Origin of the sequence: Campylobacter sp. CH246 (assembly GCF_004378835.1) — a bacterium.
Classification (GTDB): Bacteria; Campylobacterota; Campylobacteria; order Campylobacterales; family Campylobacteraceae; genus Campylobacter_D; species Campylobacter_D jejuni.
Genome location: NZ_RYYA01000002.1, coordinates 200,599 through 216,405 on the forward strand (window position 1 = coordinate 200,599; position 15,807 = coordinate 216,405).

The window sequence follows — 15,807 nt, forward strand, 5'->3', positions numbered from 1 at the left end:
CAAAATAGTTAAATTGGAACAGTATTTGCTTGTTAATATTAAAAATTATAAAAAGGATAAAAAATGATTAACCCATTTAAATCAAAAGAACTAGTCACTGGTGCTTTAGCGGGTAGAAATCTAAGAAATCAACTCATCAATGCCAATCTTGCAAATGTTGATACTCCTTTTTATAAAGCAAGAGATATTGAATTTGAAACAGCTTTGGTAAATCGTGCAAATGAAATTTTCAAAAAAAATGACAAAAAAGAATTAGAATTGGCAGTAACCGAAGAAGGGCATCAAAAACCTTGGAAATTTCCTGATCCTAGTAAATCTACTATTTACTTAAGAGATGGTCATTTAGCAAGAAATGATGCAAATACTGTTGATCTAGATGTAGAAACTACAGAAATGAGTAAAAATACAGTTATGATAACAGCTCTTGATGGAGTTTTAAGAAGACAAAGCAATATCTTTAGCTCTATACTTGATGCAAGCTCTAAATTAAGTTAAAGGTAAATTATGGCATACTTAAGTGATTTTGATATTAGTGGTTATGGTTTAAGCGCTCAACGTTTTAGAATGAATGTTATTAGCTCTAATATAGCTAATGCAAACACTACAAGAACAGCTGAAGGTGGACCTTATAGAAGACGCGAAGTGATCTTTAAAGCAACAGATTTTGATAAGCTTTTAAATGAGCAAATTAACAAAGATAATAATTTTTTAAAATATGAAAATCCTTTAAATGATCCAAGCTCGCCAGAAGAAGCTAAACCTGCTATTCAAAGTGTTGTAGTGGATAAAGTGGTCAGAGATGACAAAGATTTTCGTATGAAGTATGATCCAAGCCATCCTGATGCGAATGCTGAAGGTTATGTAGCGTATCCAAATGTAAACCCTGTTATTGAAATGGCAGATTTGATTGAAGCTACAAGGTCTTATCAAGCGAATGTAAGTGCTTTTACAAGTGCAAAAACTATAGCTCAAAGTGCGATTGATTTATTAAGAGGATAATAAAAAATGAACAATATTAATGATTTAAGATTAAATAATAATATTTCAAATACCAACAAAAGTCAAAATTCCACAGGAATTGGTGATGAATTTGCTAAGATGCTTAAAAATGAAATTGATGATTTAAACAAAGCACAAGAAAGCGGAGAAGCTGCAATGACAGACATTGCCACAGGACAAGTAAAAGATTTGCATCAAGCAGCTATAGCTATCACTAAAGCTGAAAGCAGTATGAAATTTATGCTAGAAGTAAGAAATAAAGCGATCAGTGCTTATAAAGAAATCACAAGAACTCAAATTTAAACCCTAATGCAAGAATATAAAAAAAATAGGGTTTCAAAAGTTGCCTTTGCCTACTGCATGGCACTTTTGTTTATGATTATTTTTATCAGCTCTACTTTTTTTCTTACATCAAAACGTCATATACCTAACACTGAAAAAGATCAATACGCTCTTGCTCTAAGAGGATCAATTATAACTAAAGATAATTTTACTATCACAAGTTCTAAACAAATTTATCGTGCTGAAATTGATCTTAGAAGTATTAACAAAGATAAATTTGATCTATTTTTAAAGCTTTTTCAAATTTATAGTGGGATAAGTAACGATCAAGTAGCAGATATTAAAAAAAGAATGCAAAATCAAAAAAAACGCTCTTATAATTTTGTTCTTTTGCAAAACTTAGATTCCAAGCAAGCAAGCTATCTTAAAGACCTTGCTAAAAAACTTTATATACAAGGTTTTTTCAAAGCTTTTACAAATAACTCTGGAAGAGTTGAAACAAGAGGATTAAATATCATCGAACATGAAGAAGATAGAATTTACATGTCAAAAGATTCTTTTACTCCTATTATCGGTTATACTAAAATGATATTAGATCCAGAAAGTGGAATTTTAAAAAATATAGGAGTTAAAGGTTTAGAAAAATACTACGATAAATGTCTAAGTCCTGTTCAAAATGAAAAAATTCAAGGACTTAAAGATATAGGTGGAAATATTATTTTAAATCTAAATTCACTGCAACAAAAAAAGATCAATGGTTGTGATTTATATTTAAATCTTTCTTTAAAACTGCAAAAAAGTATAGAGAAAGCTATAGATCAAAGAAATGAGGATTTAAAAGCCAATGAAATCATAGTTGGGGTAATGGAAAGCAAAACAGGAAGAATTTTAGCTTTAGCAAGCTCAAGGCGCTATGACCCGCAAAATCGCGGAAAAGATCTATCAGTTCTTAATGCAAGCGCTATAGAATACGGCTATGAAGCAGGTTCTGTTATCAAACCTTTTATCTTTACAACAGCCTTAAGACTTGGTAAAATAAAAATAGATGAAGTGATTAATACTTATGGCGGTTCTTATAAGCTAGGACGTTTCACTATCAAAGACGATCACAAAATGGACAAAATGACCATGGAAGAAATTATAAGATATTCTTCAAATATAGGCATGATACAAATTGCTAAAAGGCTTAACAATATAGAAATCGTATCAGGACTTAAAATATTTAAATTTGGCGAAAAAAGTGGTATTGATCTACCCTATGAACAAAAAGGAGAAATTCCAAATCCTAAGCGCTTAAGAGATATAGAAAAATCTGTTTTAAGTTATGGTTATGGACTTAAAACAACCTTTATACAACTCCTTGCAGCTTATAATGTTTTCAACAATGATGGATTTTATATCACACCGCGTTTAGCTGAAAAATTCTACCAAAATGGACGCTTTACAAATCTTGATGATGATGTAAAAAAAGAAAAAATTCTTTCTAGCGAAGCTGCTAAAACGATGCAAAATATTCTTATAAATGTTATAGAAAAAGGAACAGGAAAAAAGGCAATTACACAAGGTATTATTGCAGGAGGTAAAACAGGAACAGCAAGAATAGCCGAAAGACAAGGTTACACCTCAAATCGCTACAATGCTTCCTTTTTTGGTTTTGCAAATGATTTAAATCACGCCTATACCATAGGAGTTCTCGTAAGACATCCTACTAAACCTTATAGTTATTATGCTGCACAAAGTGCTTTGCCTATGTTTAAAGATGTTGTTGATATTTTAATCAATGAAGAATTTCTAACGCCTATACAAGACAATAACCAAACTAGCACAAACAACTAGTTTGATATATCTTTAGAAAATATCACCTCAACAGCACCTATAAGTTCTTCAGCAATCTTAGCAGCAAAAGTTATATCATTAAGTATTGAAATTCCTTCAACTGTTGTGATTTTTCTTACTGAAATAAGATGTTCAATATTGCTTAAGGTTAAAGTATCAATTTCTTTTAAAATTTCTTTTCCTTTTTGAAGATTTTTAATGATCAAATAAAGCTTTTCACGATCTTCAACCACTCTAAGCTCTTCGATACTTCTTAAAAGCTCTCCTAAATTCGATCTAATTTTATTGTACTCTAAAGCCAAAAATTCATTAGAAGAACTAGAATATTTCTTAATATTTGCTTGAATAATTTTTAAATTTTTAGTTGTTTCGGCTAAATTTTTAGCTGCTATCTTAAAGGTAAAAATTTTATGATTCTTTGTTTCATCGTTAATATAAACTTGTGCTTTAGTTGAAAAATCGATAATAGCTTCAAAAAGAACCTTTATCCTAGTTTGATACAAATAGTCCAAATCCACATTTTTACTAAACCACTTTTTATTTTCTAAAATTTCTTTAAAACTTTTATCACTTTGTATATCTTTACGACTAAAACCTATAGCATGAGCAACAATTGCATAGGTATTGTTATAAAGATGCTCACTTTCTTTTCTTAAAGCTTCGATGGCTGTGTCACTAAATTTAACCAAACTACTATCAAGATATAAAGGCTTGTCTTTATTCTTATCTTTAGGAGCTTTTACTATCTTATTTAAAAAAAGAACAATTTGAGGAGTAAAAAATGAAAAAAGCGCAACGCCAATTAAATTAAACAAAGTGTGAAATAATGCCACTTTCAAAGCTATATCTTCTATGTTTAATGCAATGGATAAAAAATTAAGAAAATATATAAAATAAGGAAAGATAAGCACTATTAAAAAAGCTATACCAAAATTAAAAATACAATTTGCAAACGCTAATTTCTTTCCTTCAATATTAGTACTTAAAGAAGCTAAAACAGCCGTTACAACTCCTCCAACACTAGTGCCTAAAGTTGCTGCTAAGGAATTTTCCAAACTGATTTGTCCTGCAAGTAAAGCAGCAACAATAATAGCCATTGTAGCTGTGCTTGATTGTATAACTCCTGTAAGCAAAGCACCTAATCCTAAAAAAACAAAAACTCCTTTAAAACCAGCAAAATCAAAACGAGAAAGATCAATTATATGTTTAAAATTTTCAAAACCACTTTTAATATAATCCACACCCAAAAAGAAAAAACCTATACCAATAAAAATATTACCCAAACCTTTTAAAATACTATCTTTTTGAAAGAAAAATAATACTCCAATAATCAAAAGCGGGATAGCCAACATTGAAATTTTAATATTTGTCAAACCAACAATCAGCCAAGAACTTGCCGTATTTCCTAAATTTGCTCCAAAAATAATCCCTATGCCCGCACCCAAAGAAATAAGCCCTGCACTCAAAAAAGAAATCGTAACAATAGAAACTAAAATTGAAGATTGCATAATTAAAGTACTTAAAGTACCAAAAAGTATACTTTTTATCTTTGTATCAGTTGACTTTGCTAAAATTTTTTCAAGCAAATCACCACTAAAAACTTTAAAACCTATACCTAAATTAGTCATTCCAATAAAGAAATATTGCCACTCCTGCTAAAAGATTAGCAAGCTCGTCATAACGAATTAAAATAAAAATCAGAACTAAAGTAAAAATACTTCATGAAATAAATTTAAAATATTTTAAAGAATTTCCTTCTTCTTGTAATGCCTAACCTTTTAGTTTTTCAAATTCATCCATCAGAAATTCTCTTAAATTTTCAGCTTCTTCTTCGCCTTTTTCTAGATACTCAAGCAATAAATTTTCTAATTCTTTTAAAAAAGAAAAAAGTTCATTTTGCCAGATACTATCGTTTTTATTGCTCAAATTCATGGTTTGTATGAAAGTCAACTCTCTGCTTAAATCCCCAAGTTTTTCTAAAAATTCATCTTTTTGATTAGAATTTTTTAATGTTAAATTAGCATTTTGGATATTTTCTTTAAATTCTCTGATTTTTTCATCGATTAAATCACAAAATTTTGGATAAATATCCATTTTAATAGGCTCTAAAAGAGTTCGCTCATCTATATTTAAAGTAAGCTTTTTAACAGCAAAATAAAGAGCTAAAAAAGACAAAGCTGCTATAAGTAAATAAATTCCTAGCATTAATAACCCTTAAGGGCTAGCATTCCGCCATCTAAATTGATGCTTTCAAGTCCCAATTTTTCAGCTATAAATTCAGCTGCAACCATGCTTCTATGGCCACTACGACAAATAAAAGCAAGTTTTTTACTTTCATCTCTTTTGCTTTGAAATTCATCTAAAAATTTAGCATTTAAAAGCCCTTGATTATCATATAAAGCCACACATTGCGCATTAGGTAAAATACCTTCTTCCCATTCTAAAGGAGTACGCACATCAAAAATTTGATATGCGTTCAAATCTTGCTTTGTCCAAAGACTTGCAGAGATATTTTCTATCATGAAAAAGCCTTGTTGATGATTTTTGTAAGGCTTGCATTAAATTCAGCAGGATTATCCACTCCCATACCTTCGCTTAATTTTGCCATATTTAAAACTAAGGTTGCTATATCTGCACTAAAGCTTTCGTTGTTTTTAAGACCTATAAAAATAGCGTGTTTTGGATTGATTTCTAAAATAGGTTTGAAATTTTGTTCTTGACCCATTTGTTTTAAGAGTTGTTGCATAGCAAAATCAGGTTTATTTTTATCATAAACTATACAACTTGGGCTATCTTTTAAACGACTGGTTAGTCTTACATCTTCAACTTGATCTTTTAGAAGTTCTTTAAATTTAGCTACAAGTGGAGCAAAAGTATTTTTTTCTTCATCGCTTAGTTCATTTTTATCTTCTACTTGATTAATGGCTACAAATTTCAAACCTTCAAATTCTAGCATAGGAGTTACCAAAGAATCAATCTCATCATCCATGAGTAAAACTTCTATGTTTTTTTGTTTATACTCTTCAAGCAAAGGAGAGGTTCTTAATAAACTTTCATTATTTCCTGCTATATAAAAAATTTCTTTTTGATCGCCTTGAAGGTCATTTTTATACTCTTCTAAAGAGCGTAAATTTTCACCTTTGGTGCTTTTATAAAGCATGAGTTTTAAAAGACTATCTTTTTCTCCGCCAAAACCATAAAGTCCTTCTTTTAATACCTTGCCAAAGGTTTTAAAGAAAGATAAATATTTTTCTTTATCATTATTTTTGAGTTTTTCAAGTTCACCTAAAATCTTTTTAACACTAGCTTCTTTAACACCTTTTAAAATTTGATTTTCTTGTAAAATTTCACGGCTTACATTAAGTGGTAAATCTTCTACATCGATAATCCCACGTACAAAACGCAAATAAGTTGGTAAAAGTTCTTTATCATCATCGCTGATAAATACGCGTTTTACATAAAGTTTTAAGCCACTTTGATAATCCACACGGAATAAATCAAAAGGTGCATTTTGCGGTATGAAAAATAAAGAATTATATTCTAATTTTCCTTCACTTTTAGTGTGAAGATAAAGTAAAGGTTTGTTTGAATCATGAAAATTTTGCTCATAAAATCTTTCATAATCTTCTGCTTTAAGGCTTGATTTTTGCATTCTCCATAAAGCATTGGCTTTATTGATTTGAGACATTTTAAGTTCAGTTTTCCCTTCTTCTTCGCCTTCTTTAGCAGGAGTAAATTCTTCTTTTTCCATGAAAATTGGAAATTGAATATGATTAGAGTATTTTTCTATAATGCTTTCGATTTTATAAGCATTAGCAAACTCATCATCTTTTAAATATAAAGTAATGCTTGTGCCTTGTTCTTCTTTGCTTGCGTCATTAATCTCATAACCATTTGCATCAGAACTCCAAAGATAAGCTTTATCATCTAAAGCTTTTTTACTTAAAACTTCGATTTTACTAGCCACCATAAAAGCAGAATAAAAACCTACTCCAAATTGTCCTATGAGTTGAGAATCTTTTTTAGCATCACCGCTTAAATTTTCTAAAAAGCTTTTAGTACCGCTTTTTGCTATGGTTCCAAGGTTGTTAATAAGATCATCTTTATCCATACCTATGCCATTATCACTAATACTTAAAGTTTTTTTATCTTTGTCAATTTTGATTTCAATTTTAGGTTCGAATTTTAAGCTTTTATATTTATCATCACTTACGCTTAAAAAATTAAGCTTGTCTAAAGCATCACTTGCGTTTGAAATAAGTTCTCTTAAAAAAATTTCTTTATTAGAATATAAAGAGTGTATCATAAGCTGTAAAAGCTGATTAACTTCAGTTTGAAATTGCATTTTGATTCCTTTGTAATTTTTTAAAGTGGTATTTTAGCAAAAAATACAAATTCTAAAGTAAATTTAAAGATTTATTTGAAAATTAAAAAGCCAAGCCATGCGGCAAATAAGCAAAGAAAGACATTTAAGATAATATTTAACGCAAAATTAAAATAATTTCCACTTTGCAAAAGAAGTAAATTTTGATAAGAAAAAGTAGAAAAAGTTGTAAAAGCTCCTAAAAAACCTGTACTTATAAAGCTTTTAAGTAAAGGAGATAAACCTTTATTTTGTGCATAAGAAAACAAAAGTCCTATAATAAAAGAACCCAAAACATTTACAAAAAGAGTTCCAAAGCTGATAGAATAAGGAAAAAATTTATTCACTAAATTTATAGAAAGCATTCTTAAGATTGCTCCTATAAATCCCCCAAAACCAACTACTAGAAGAGTATTTAGCAAAGCTTGACTCTTTCTTGATCGAGTAATTCTTGCATTTTTTTTCTGGTGTTTTCAAGCCATTTTTCATCATTTGTATCGACTAAATCCATACAAATGATTTTAAGTACTCCGCTGCTTGCGCTAAAACTTTTTGTGTCTAAAATTTTTGCAGAATCCACAATTAAAATAGGTTGAACTTTAAGATTTAATTTTTCACTTAAAATTTTTGCTCCACTTTGAAATTTAAGCATTTTTTCATTTTTAGATCTAGTTCCTTCTGGAAAAATAGCCAAAACCCTATCTTCACTAATTCTTTCTTTTGCTTCTTTTAAAACTCGTACCAAATCACGTGGATTTTTTCTATCTATACAAAGAAGTTTTGGTTTTTTCATAGCAACTTTGAAAATAGGAATTTCTCCTAATTCTTTTTTGGCAATCCAGCATAAATTTTTAGGATATAATTCTTCTAAAGCGATGATATCTAAAGCACTTTGATGATTCATTAAAATCATCTGAGCTTGTGGATTAAAAGTACCAATGATTTCTTGTTTATAAGAGATGGTATATCTTTGAAATTTAGCCCAAATTTTGCGGATTTTCCAAAGTGTGTTTTGAGATTTTGTAAAGCAAAAACAAAAAATCACCAAAGCAACACTTAAAACAAAAAAAATCCAAAAATAAAGAGCTTTAATTTTTTTGTAAATCATCTTTATTAACCCAACCTATTTTTCCATCAGAAAACAGTACTTTAATATAATTTTGTCGTTTGCCTAAAACTTCTACTTTTTCATCTGCATTTGCCGTATAAAAATAAGTTGAAGGCTCTGTAGGTAAAATTTTAGCCCTAGAACCAGCCTTGATAATTGCATTTTGAGTATTGGTATCTACAAGAAAACTAAGTGCAAAACAAACAACTGCCAAAGCTAGAATAATGTAATTTTTTCTCCATACAAATAAAGCTCCAAATAAAACCGCTAAAAACCATAAGGTATATTGTTTATAAATATTTAAGTCTTTATTTACAGGATTTAAATCACTCTGAGTGCTGATCTCATCGTCACTAATTTTTAGTTTTAAATTTATATTTTCAAGCTTTTTACTGTCCTTATTGAAATAAGAAAATTCAAAATTTGTTTTACTTAATGGCAAAATAGCATAATAAAAAGCACTAGAAGCATTAAAGTCTCCTTTTAAATTTTCAATACCTTGCTTTTGAATTCCCTCTATAAAAAAGCTTTTAAGATTTGTATTGGTTGCGTTTAGTTCTACCATCATAATGATATTAGCATCATCAAAATAACTCGCTTTAACTTTTTTAATTTCCAAAGAACTTGCCACAAGGTGTGAAAAATCCTTATTGGATAAAGTATTTTCAAATTTGATAGGATTAAGATTGATATCAGCCTCTTGAAAAGCTTCATTATTTCTAAGAAGTTTGATAGAAATTTTACTCAAACTAGCATTTGAATTTTTGGCTTCAAACCATAAAGTTGTTTTATATTCATTGTTGATAAATTCCCATTTTGCATCTGGATTTAAAAAAGATAAATTAGTTTTTTCTACGCTTATGTTAAAATCAAATTTTATATTTTCCGTAGTGCGAGCATAGATCGTAATAGGAAAAACTTCTCCAACATATACTCTACTTGGATATTCATCATTTGTAAGAACCAAACTCCCTTTGGCTACAAAAGGATCATCTACATTGCTTTCAAAGTCATTGTTTTCATCACTTGGCGGAATATTTTGATAAATTTTTTGTTCTTCTTGGGGTAATTTTTGTAATTCTTTTTGCATATTTTCATCTTGGCCGCTAAATACAGAAATTTCACCCCTGCCAAACAATACAACAACACTAAAAATTAAAGTTAATAAAATTTTCAAAATAAAAAGCCTTTAAGCATTTTTAAACCTACATCATTGCCTAGAATTTTTTCACAAGCACGCTCAGGATGTGGCATAAGTCCAAAGATTTTTTTGTTTTCATCACAAATTCCTGCGATATCAAATACAGAACCATTTGGATTTGGCTCGTATTTTAAAGTAATAAGATCTTTATCTTGCAATTCTTTTAAAGTAGCCTCATCAGCATAATAATTTCCCTCTCCATGAGCAATTGGCAAATTAATAATTTCATCTTTTTTGAAATTATTTAAAAAGGCATTATCATTAGAAACCACTCTTAAATTTTGGTTTTTTGAGATAAAACTAAGATTGTTATTATGCTTCATTGCACCTTTTAAAAGACCGCTTTCAAGTAAAATTTGAAAACCATTACAAATACCTAAGATATATCCTCCCTTTTTTGCATGATTAAAAACACCTTGCATAGCAGGAGCAAGTTTTGCAATAGCTGCACATCTTAGATAATCTCCATAAGAAAATCCGCCTGGCAAAACAACTAAATCTGCATCAAATTCTTTTTCTTCATGCCAAACAATCTGCGTTTTTACTCCAAGTTTTTCAAAGGCATAAGCTGTATCAAATTCACAATTTGTCCCTGGAAATCTAATAATAGCAACTTTCATTTTACTCTTTCTCGATTATAAGCTCATAATCTTCAATAACACCATTTACCAACAATTCTTCGCACATTTTTTTTACTTGTTCTTTGGCTAGTTTTTCATCTTTCTCATCAAGAGAAATTTTAATTTGTTTTGCTATTTTTACTTCTTTAACGCTATTAAAATTTAAAGAGTGCAAAGCTTTTTCCACTGCTTTGCCTTGTGGATCTAAAACTCCATTTTTTAAAGAAATATTTACAATAACTTCCATATTTTCCCTTAATTTAATATTCTTTTTAAAACTTCTTCATAAGCCATTTTTACATTACCTAGATCTTGACGAAATCTATCTTTATCTAATTTTTCATTACTAAATTTATCCCAAAATCTACAACTATCAGGGCTTATTTCATCAGCTAAAACAAGCTCATTATCTTTAGTTAAACCCAGTTCGATTTTAAAGTCAATCAACCTTAAATTCTTATTATCAAAAAATGGAGTTAAAATAGAGTTGATTTTCCTAGCCATATTTTTAATTTCACTAATTTGAACTTCATTTTGCACTAAATTTAAAATCAAACAATGCTCATCATTGATAAAAGGATCGCCTAAAGCATCATCTTTAAGACAAAATTCCACCAAAGCAAAAGGTAGCACAGTGCCGTCTTTAATACCCAGTCTTTTTGTAAGAGAACCTGTTGCAACATTGCGTACTATAACTTCAATAGGAACAATTTTACATTTTTTAACCACTTGTTCTGTATCGCTTATAGTTTCTACTAAATGGGTTTTAATCCCATTTTTTTCGAGTAAATGAAAAATTTCAGTACTGATTTTACAGTTTAATGCGCCTTTTCCACTTTCATTACCTCTTTTTTCTGCATTAAAAGCAGTTAAATCATCTTTAAACTCACTAATTAGCAAATTTTCATTATCGGTTTTGAAAAGTTTTTTACCTTTTCCTTCGTAGAGCATTTCTTTTTTTGTCATTTTATTGTCCTTGTTTGATATTTAAAATCTTAATAGTATCAATAGCTGATTTTAATTGTGCGTCATCATTGATTTGTTTTTGACTAATTAGATTTTTATTGTCTTTATTTTCTTGTTTATCTTCTTTTTTATTTTTATCTATTTTTTCAAGCTCACTTTCTAAATGTTGTTTTAAGTCGCTTTCTTTTATAGAAAAACCATCTTCTTGAGTATTTACTTTACCTGGAAAAACTTCAATATCAGGTTTTACACCCACTGCTTGAATAGTACGTCCGCTTGGAAGATAATATCTTGCGATAGTAAGCCTTAAAGCTTCAGTTTTATTAATAGGTATGATTTGTTGAACACTACCTTTTCCAAAAGTATTTTCACCCACAATAACACCGCGTTTAAGATCTTGTAAAGCTCCACTTACGATTTCACTTGCACTAGCACTTCCACCATTTACAAGCACAACCAAAGAAACATCAGAAATTTTGTTTTTAGGATCGGCTTTATATTCTTGATTTTCACTTGCGATGCGTCCTTTTTGAGAAACAATAACACCTTTATCTACAAATAAATTTACAAGTCCTATAGCTTGATTTAAAAGTCCACCAGGATTATTTCTAAGATCTAAAATAACTCCTTTAACATTAGGATATTTTTTAAGTTCTTTACTTGCCACATCTACAACATTTTTATCAAAATTTGTAACTCTAAGATAAAGAATGTTTTCATTTTCTATCATTTTTGCATAAACACTTTCTATCTTAATAATTTCTCTTGTAAGTGTAACATCAAAAGGTTTTGTTGCACCTTTTCTAAAGATGGTTAAAGTGATTTGAGTTTTTGGCTTACCACGCATTTTATCTACAGCATCATTGAGATTAATTCCCAAAGTGGCTTCATCATTAATTTTTAAAATAATATCTCCCGATTTTATCCCTGCTTTATCTGCTGGTGTTCCTTCTATAGGAGAAACAACTGTTAAAGCGCCATCTTTCATACCTACGGTTATACCAAGGCCACCAAATTCACCATTGGTTTGAATTTTCATATCATTAAAATCTTTTTCATTTAAAAAAGAAGAATGCGCATCAAGATTGCTTAAAAGCCCCGATAAAGATTTATCCACCAAATCGCTGATATTTTGATCATCCACATAGTATTGCTCTACTATAGCAAGAGTTTTTGTAAGCTTATCTAAAGCTTCTAGGCGTTTTTGAACCTGCTCTTCTTTTTGATCAACTTTAGCTTGTAAATGACTTGTTAAAAATAGACATAAAATAAAAGTAGTGGCAAAGCCTGCAAGACCCGCAAAAAATCGTTTTGTTTTCAAAATAAGCTCCATCATTGAGTTTTAGTTTAAAGAGTAAATTTTAATAAAAATTGCTTAAAACTTCGTAAATAAATTTAAATTCTTAAAAATATGTTAAAATAGACTAAAAATTCCAAAAAGAAAGTTAATACAATGTGCCAAGAAAAATATACTCATACACATTCTCAAAAACATCTTAAAGCAGTTTGCAATCGTCTAAGTAGAACCATAGGGCATTTAAGCGCTATTAAAAGAATGGTTGAAAATGACAAAGACTGTAGTGAAATTTTAGTCCAGCTTGCTGCCGTAAAAGCCGAAGTTAACAATACCGCAAAAGTAGTTTTAAAAGAACATTTAGCTCATTGCATGGTACATGCTGTAGAAGAAAATGATATTCAAAGCATAGAAGAATTAAACAAGGCTATAGATATGTTTATGAAATAATTCAAAATTAGTCATTTGTCCTATTATTTAAAAAATTTTACTCAATTAACTTGACATTATATGACTAAAGTTATATAATGTCAAGTATATAAACTAAATAAAGGATAAACATGGCAAATATACAAGATTTTTTAACTGATAATATGCTTTCAAACCTTGAAAGTGCAGCATCTTTAGCTATACATTCTAAAAATACTGAAGTCGTACCTTTACACCTTTTATGGGCTTTAAGCGTAGATAGCACAAGTATTTTAAATCAAATTTTAAATAAATTAAATATTTCTAAAGAAGCCTTAGAACTTGAAATTAAAAGCAGAATTTCAAAACTTGCAACAAGTTCAAATGTAAGCCGTGAAAATATACGCTTTTCCAATGAACTTATAAATTCATTAGAAAATGCCAAAGGATTAATGAGTGCTAATGGAGATAGTTATTTAAGTGTGGATACTTGGCTTATAAGTGAAAGTCAAAAAAGCTCTATTAAAGAAATTTTGGCGCAATTTTTAGATTTAAGAGAATTTCAAAAAGAGCTTGAAAGTCTAAGAGCAGGACGCAAAATCGATAGCAAAACAAGCGATGAAACCTTAGATAGTTTAAATAAATTTGGTATAGATTTAACCTTAAAAGCAAGTGAGGGTAAACTTGATCCTGTTATAGGCAGAGAAGAAGAAATCGAGCGTTTGATGCAAATTTTAATACGCAAAACCAAAAACAACCCTATACTTTTAGGTGAACCAGGCGTAGGAAAAACAGCTATAGTGGAAGCTTTAGCACAAAGAATTATTAAAAAAGATGTTCCAAAATCTTTGCAAAATAAAAAAGTTATCGCTCTTGATATGAGTGCTTTAATTGCAGGTGCAAAATACAGAGGAGAATTTGAAGATAGGTTAAAAGCTGTGGTTAATGAAGTAATAAAAAGTGAAAATATCATTCTTTTTATTGATGAAATTCATACTATAGTAGGAGCTGGAGCGAGTGAAGGCAGTATGGATGCGGCAAATATTTTAAAACCCGCTCTTGCAAGAGGTGAACTCCATACCATAGGCGCAACTACTTTAAAAGAATATCGTAAATATTTTGAAAAAGATGCAGCCTTGCAACGCCGTTTTCAACCTGTAAATGTGGGCGAACCAAGTGTTAATGAGGCTTTGGCTATGTTAAGGGGTATAAAAGAAAAGCTTGAAATTCATCATAATGTAACCATAAATGATAGTGCTTTAGTAGCCGCAGCTAAACTTTCAAAGCGTTATATAGCGGATCGTTTTTTACCTGATAAGGCTATTGATTTAATCGATGAAGCTGCAGCTGAACTAAAAATGCAAATTGAAAGCGAACCAAGTTCTTTAAGAAAAGTACGCAAAGATATAGAAACTTTAGAAGTTGAAAATGAAGCTTTAAAAATGGAAAATGATGAGAAAAATCAAAAAAGACTCGATGAAATCGCAAAAGAACTAGCCAATTTAAAAGAAAAACAAAATGCCCTAAATTCACAGTTTGAAAATGAAAAAAGTGTTTTTGATGGTATAAGCACCAAGAAAAAAGAAATTGATCTGCTTAAAAATGAAGCTTCTTTGGCTAAAGCTAGAGGTGAATTTCAAAAAGCAGCCGAGCTAGAGTATGGAAAAATTCCAAGTCTTGAAAAAGAAGTAGAAATCTTAGAAGATAAATGGAAAAAAATGAGCGAAAACGGAGTTTTACTTAAAAATCAAGTGGATGAGGATTTGGTTGCTGGAATTTTAAGCAAATGGACGGGTATTAGCGTGCAAAAAATGCTAACTTCCGAAAAACAAAAATTCTTAGAAGTGGAAAAACATTTAAAAGAAAGTGTCATAGGACAAGATAAGGCCTTAAGTGCTTTAGCTAGAGCTATTAAACGCAACAAAGCAGGACTTAATGCGGACAATAAACCTATAGGAAGCTTTTTATTTTTAGGGCCAACAGGGGTAGGAAAAACACAATCAGCTAAAGCTTTGGCGAAATTTTTATTTGATGATGAAAAAGCAATGATTCGCTTTGATATGAGTGAATTTATGGAAAAACATAGTGTTTCAAGACTCTTAGGTGCGCCTCCAGGATACATAGGACATGAAGAAGGTGGAGAGCTTACTGAAGCTGTACGAAGAAAACCTTATAGCGTGCTTTTGTTTGATGAAGTTGAAAAAGCACATAAAGATGTATTTAATGTGCTTTTAGGGATTTTAGATGATGGTAGAGCAACCGATAGTAAAGGTGTAACAGTGGATTTTAAAAATACCATTATCATTTTAACTTCTAATATCGCCTCAAGTGCCATTATGAATTTAAGTGGAAAAGAACAAGAAGATGCGGTAAAAGATGAGTTAAAAAATTTCTTTAAACCTGAGTTTTTAAACCGCTTAGATGATATTATCACCTTTAATCCACTTGGAAAAGATGAAGCTTATGAAATAGTCAAGCTTTTATTTAAAGATTTACAAATGAGCTTAGAAAACAAGGGGATAAAAGCAAGTTTAAGCGAAAATGCAGCCCTTTTAATCGCTAAAGATGGTTTTGACCCTGATTTTGGTGCTAGACCTTTAAGAAGAGCTATTTATGATCTTATAGAAGATAAATTAAGCGATATGATACTTGCTGATGAACTCCATGAAAATGATAATATTATCATTGATGCAAAAGATGATGAAATAATCATCAAAAAAGCTTAATCAT

Annotated in this window: 15 protein-coding genes and 2 pseudogenes; 6 read left to right on the forward strand and 11 right to left on the reverse strand. The window is 29.9% G+C overall.

Annotated features, from left to right (window positions below; genetic code table 11):
- Nucleotides 1-63: 63 nt before the first annotated feature.
- From flgB to ELQ06_RS02680, 4 genes are read left to right on the forward strand one after another with little or no spacing between them, the layout of a single operon-like run.
- Complete coding sequence (flgB, locus tag ELQ06_RS02665) at nt 64-495, forward strand: flagellar basal body rod protein FlgB (protein ID WP_002859066.1); 432 nt, start codon at nt 64-66, stop codon at nt 493-495.
- Nucleotides 496-504: 9 nt separating this feature from the next.
- Complete coding sequence (gene flgC / locus ELQ06_RS02670; RefSeq protein WP_052781944.1) at nt 505-999, forward strand: flagellar basal body rod protein FlgC; 495 nt, start codon at nt 505-507, stop codon at nt 997-999.
- A gap of 6 nt (nt 1,000-1,005) precedes the next feature.
- Nucleotides 1,006-1,302, forward strand: coding sequence for a flagellar hook-basal body complex protein FliE (gene fliE / locus ELQ06_RS02675; protein ID WP_002856884.1), 297 nt, complete (start codon nt 1,006-1,008; stop codon nt 1,300-1,302).
- A 6-nt stretch (nt 1,303-1,308) separates the two neighbouring features.
- Nucleotides 1,309-3,117, forward strand: a complete 1,809-nt coding sequence (locus ELQ06_RS02680; RefSeq protein ID WP_052781943.1) for a penicillin-binding protein 2 — start codon at nt 1,309-1,311, stop codon at nt 3,115-3,117.
- On the opposite strand, the pseudogene ELQ06_RS02685 reads toward ELQ06_RS02680, so the two are convergent.
- From ELQ06_RS02685 to ELQ06_RS02735, 11 genes and pseudogenes are all read right to left on the reverse strand, one after another.
- Nucleotides 3,114-4,833 (reverse strand): annotated as a pseudogene (locus ELQ06_RS02685) (Na/Pi cotransporter family protein). The gene ELQ06_RS02680 and the pseudogene ELQ06_RS02685 overlap by 4 nt on opposite strands.
- Nucleotides 4,834-4,887: 54 nt before the next feature.
- A complete protein-coding gene (locus tag ELQ06_RS02690; RefSeq protein ID WP_002858595.1) occupies nt 4,888-5,322 on the reverse strand; it encodes a hypothetical protein in 435 nt (144 codons plus the stop codon).
- Nucleotides 5,322-5,639, reverse strand: coding sequence for a rhodanese-like domain-containing protein (locus ELQ06_RS02695; protein ID WP_052797806.1), 318 nt, complete (start codon nt 5,637-5,639; stop codon nt 5,322-5,324). The genes ELQ06_RS02690 and ELQ06_RS02695 overlap by 1 nt, the downstream gene beginning before the upstream one ends.
- Complete coding sequence (gene htpG, locus ELQ06_RS02700; RefSeq protein ID WP_052797807.1) at nt 5,636-7,462, reverse strand: molecular chaperone HtpG; 1,827 nt, start codon at nt 7,460-7,462, stop codon at nt 5,636-5,638. The genes ELQ06_RS02695 and htpG overlap by 4 nt, the downstream gene beginning before the upstream one ends.
- 71 nt (nt 7,463-7,533) lie before the next feature.
- Nucleotides 7,534-7,902: a fluoride efflux transporter CrcB gene (crcB, locus tag ELQ06_RS02705; protein WP_002872635.1), complete on the reverse strand. Its 369-nt coding sequence runs from the start codon at nt 7,900-7,902 to the stop codon at nt 7,534-7,536.
- Entirely contained in the window at nt 7,896-8,588 is a 693-nt protein-coding gene (locus ELQ06_RS02710; protein ID WP_002872634.1) for a lysophospholipid acyltransferase family protein, read from the reverse strand. The genes crcB and ELQ06_RS02710 overlap by 7 nt, the downstream gene beginning before the upstream one ends.
- A complete protein-coding gene (locus ELQ06_RS02715) occupies nt 8,569-9,765 on the reverse strand; it encodes an SH3 domain-containing protein (RefSeq protein ID WP_052797808.1) in 1,197 nt (398 codons plus the stop codon). The genes ELQ06_RS02710 and ELQ06_RS02715 overlap by 20 nt, the downstream gene beginning before the upstream one ends.
- Nucleotides 9,737-10,409 (reverse strand): annotated as a pseudogene (gene purQ / locus ELQ06_RS02720) (phosphoribosylformylglycinamidine synthase I). The gene ELQ06_RS02715 and the pseudogene purQ overlap by 29 nt, the downstream one beginning before the upstream one ends.
- Nucleotide 10,410: 1 nt before the next feature.
- Nucleotides 10,411-10,656, reverse strand: a complete 246-nt coding sequence (purS, locus tag ELQ06_RS02725; RefSeq protein ID WP_002872631.1) for a phosphoribosylformylglycinamidine synthase subunit PurS — start codon at nt 10,654-10,656, stop codon at nt 10,411-10,413.
- 8 nt (nt 10,657-10,664) lie between these two features.
- Nucleotides 10,665-11,375 (reverse strand): phosphoribosylaminoimidazolesuccinocarboxamide synthase, encoded by a 711-nt coding sequence (gene purC / locus ELQ06_RS02730; RefSeq protein ID WP_052797809.1) that lies wholly within the window; start codon nt 11,373-11,375, stop codon nt 10,665-10,667.
- A gap of 1 nt (nt 11,376) precedes the next feature.
- A complete protein-coding gene (locus ELQ06_RS02735) occupies nt 11,377-12,711 on the reverse strand; it encodes a S41 family peptidase (protein ID WP_002892332.1) in 1,335 nt (444 codons plus the stop codon).
- Between the two features lie 117 nt (nt 12,712-12,828).
- On the opposite strand from ELQ06_RS02735, the gene ELQ06_RS02740 reads away from it, so the two are divergent.
- Both ELQ06_RS02740 and ELQ06_RS02745 read left to right on the forward strand, forming a co-directional pair.
- Nucleotides 12,829-13,119, forward strand: coding sequence for a metal-sensing transcriptional repressor (locus tag ELQ06_RS02740; RefSeq protein WP_002892330.1), 291 nt, complete (start codon nt 12,829-12,831; stop codon nt 13,117-13,119).
- A 110-nt stretch (nt 13,120-13,229) separates the two neighbouring features.
- Nucleotides 13,230-15,803, forward strand: coding sequence for an AAA family ATPase (locus ELQ06_RS02745; protein WP_052797810.1), 2,574 nt, complete (start codon nt 13,230-13,232; stop codon nt 15,801-15,803).
- The last annotated feature ends 4 nt before the right edge of the window (nt 15,804-15,807 follow it).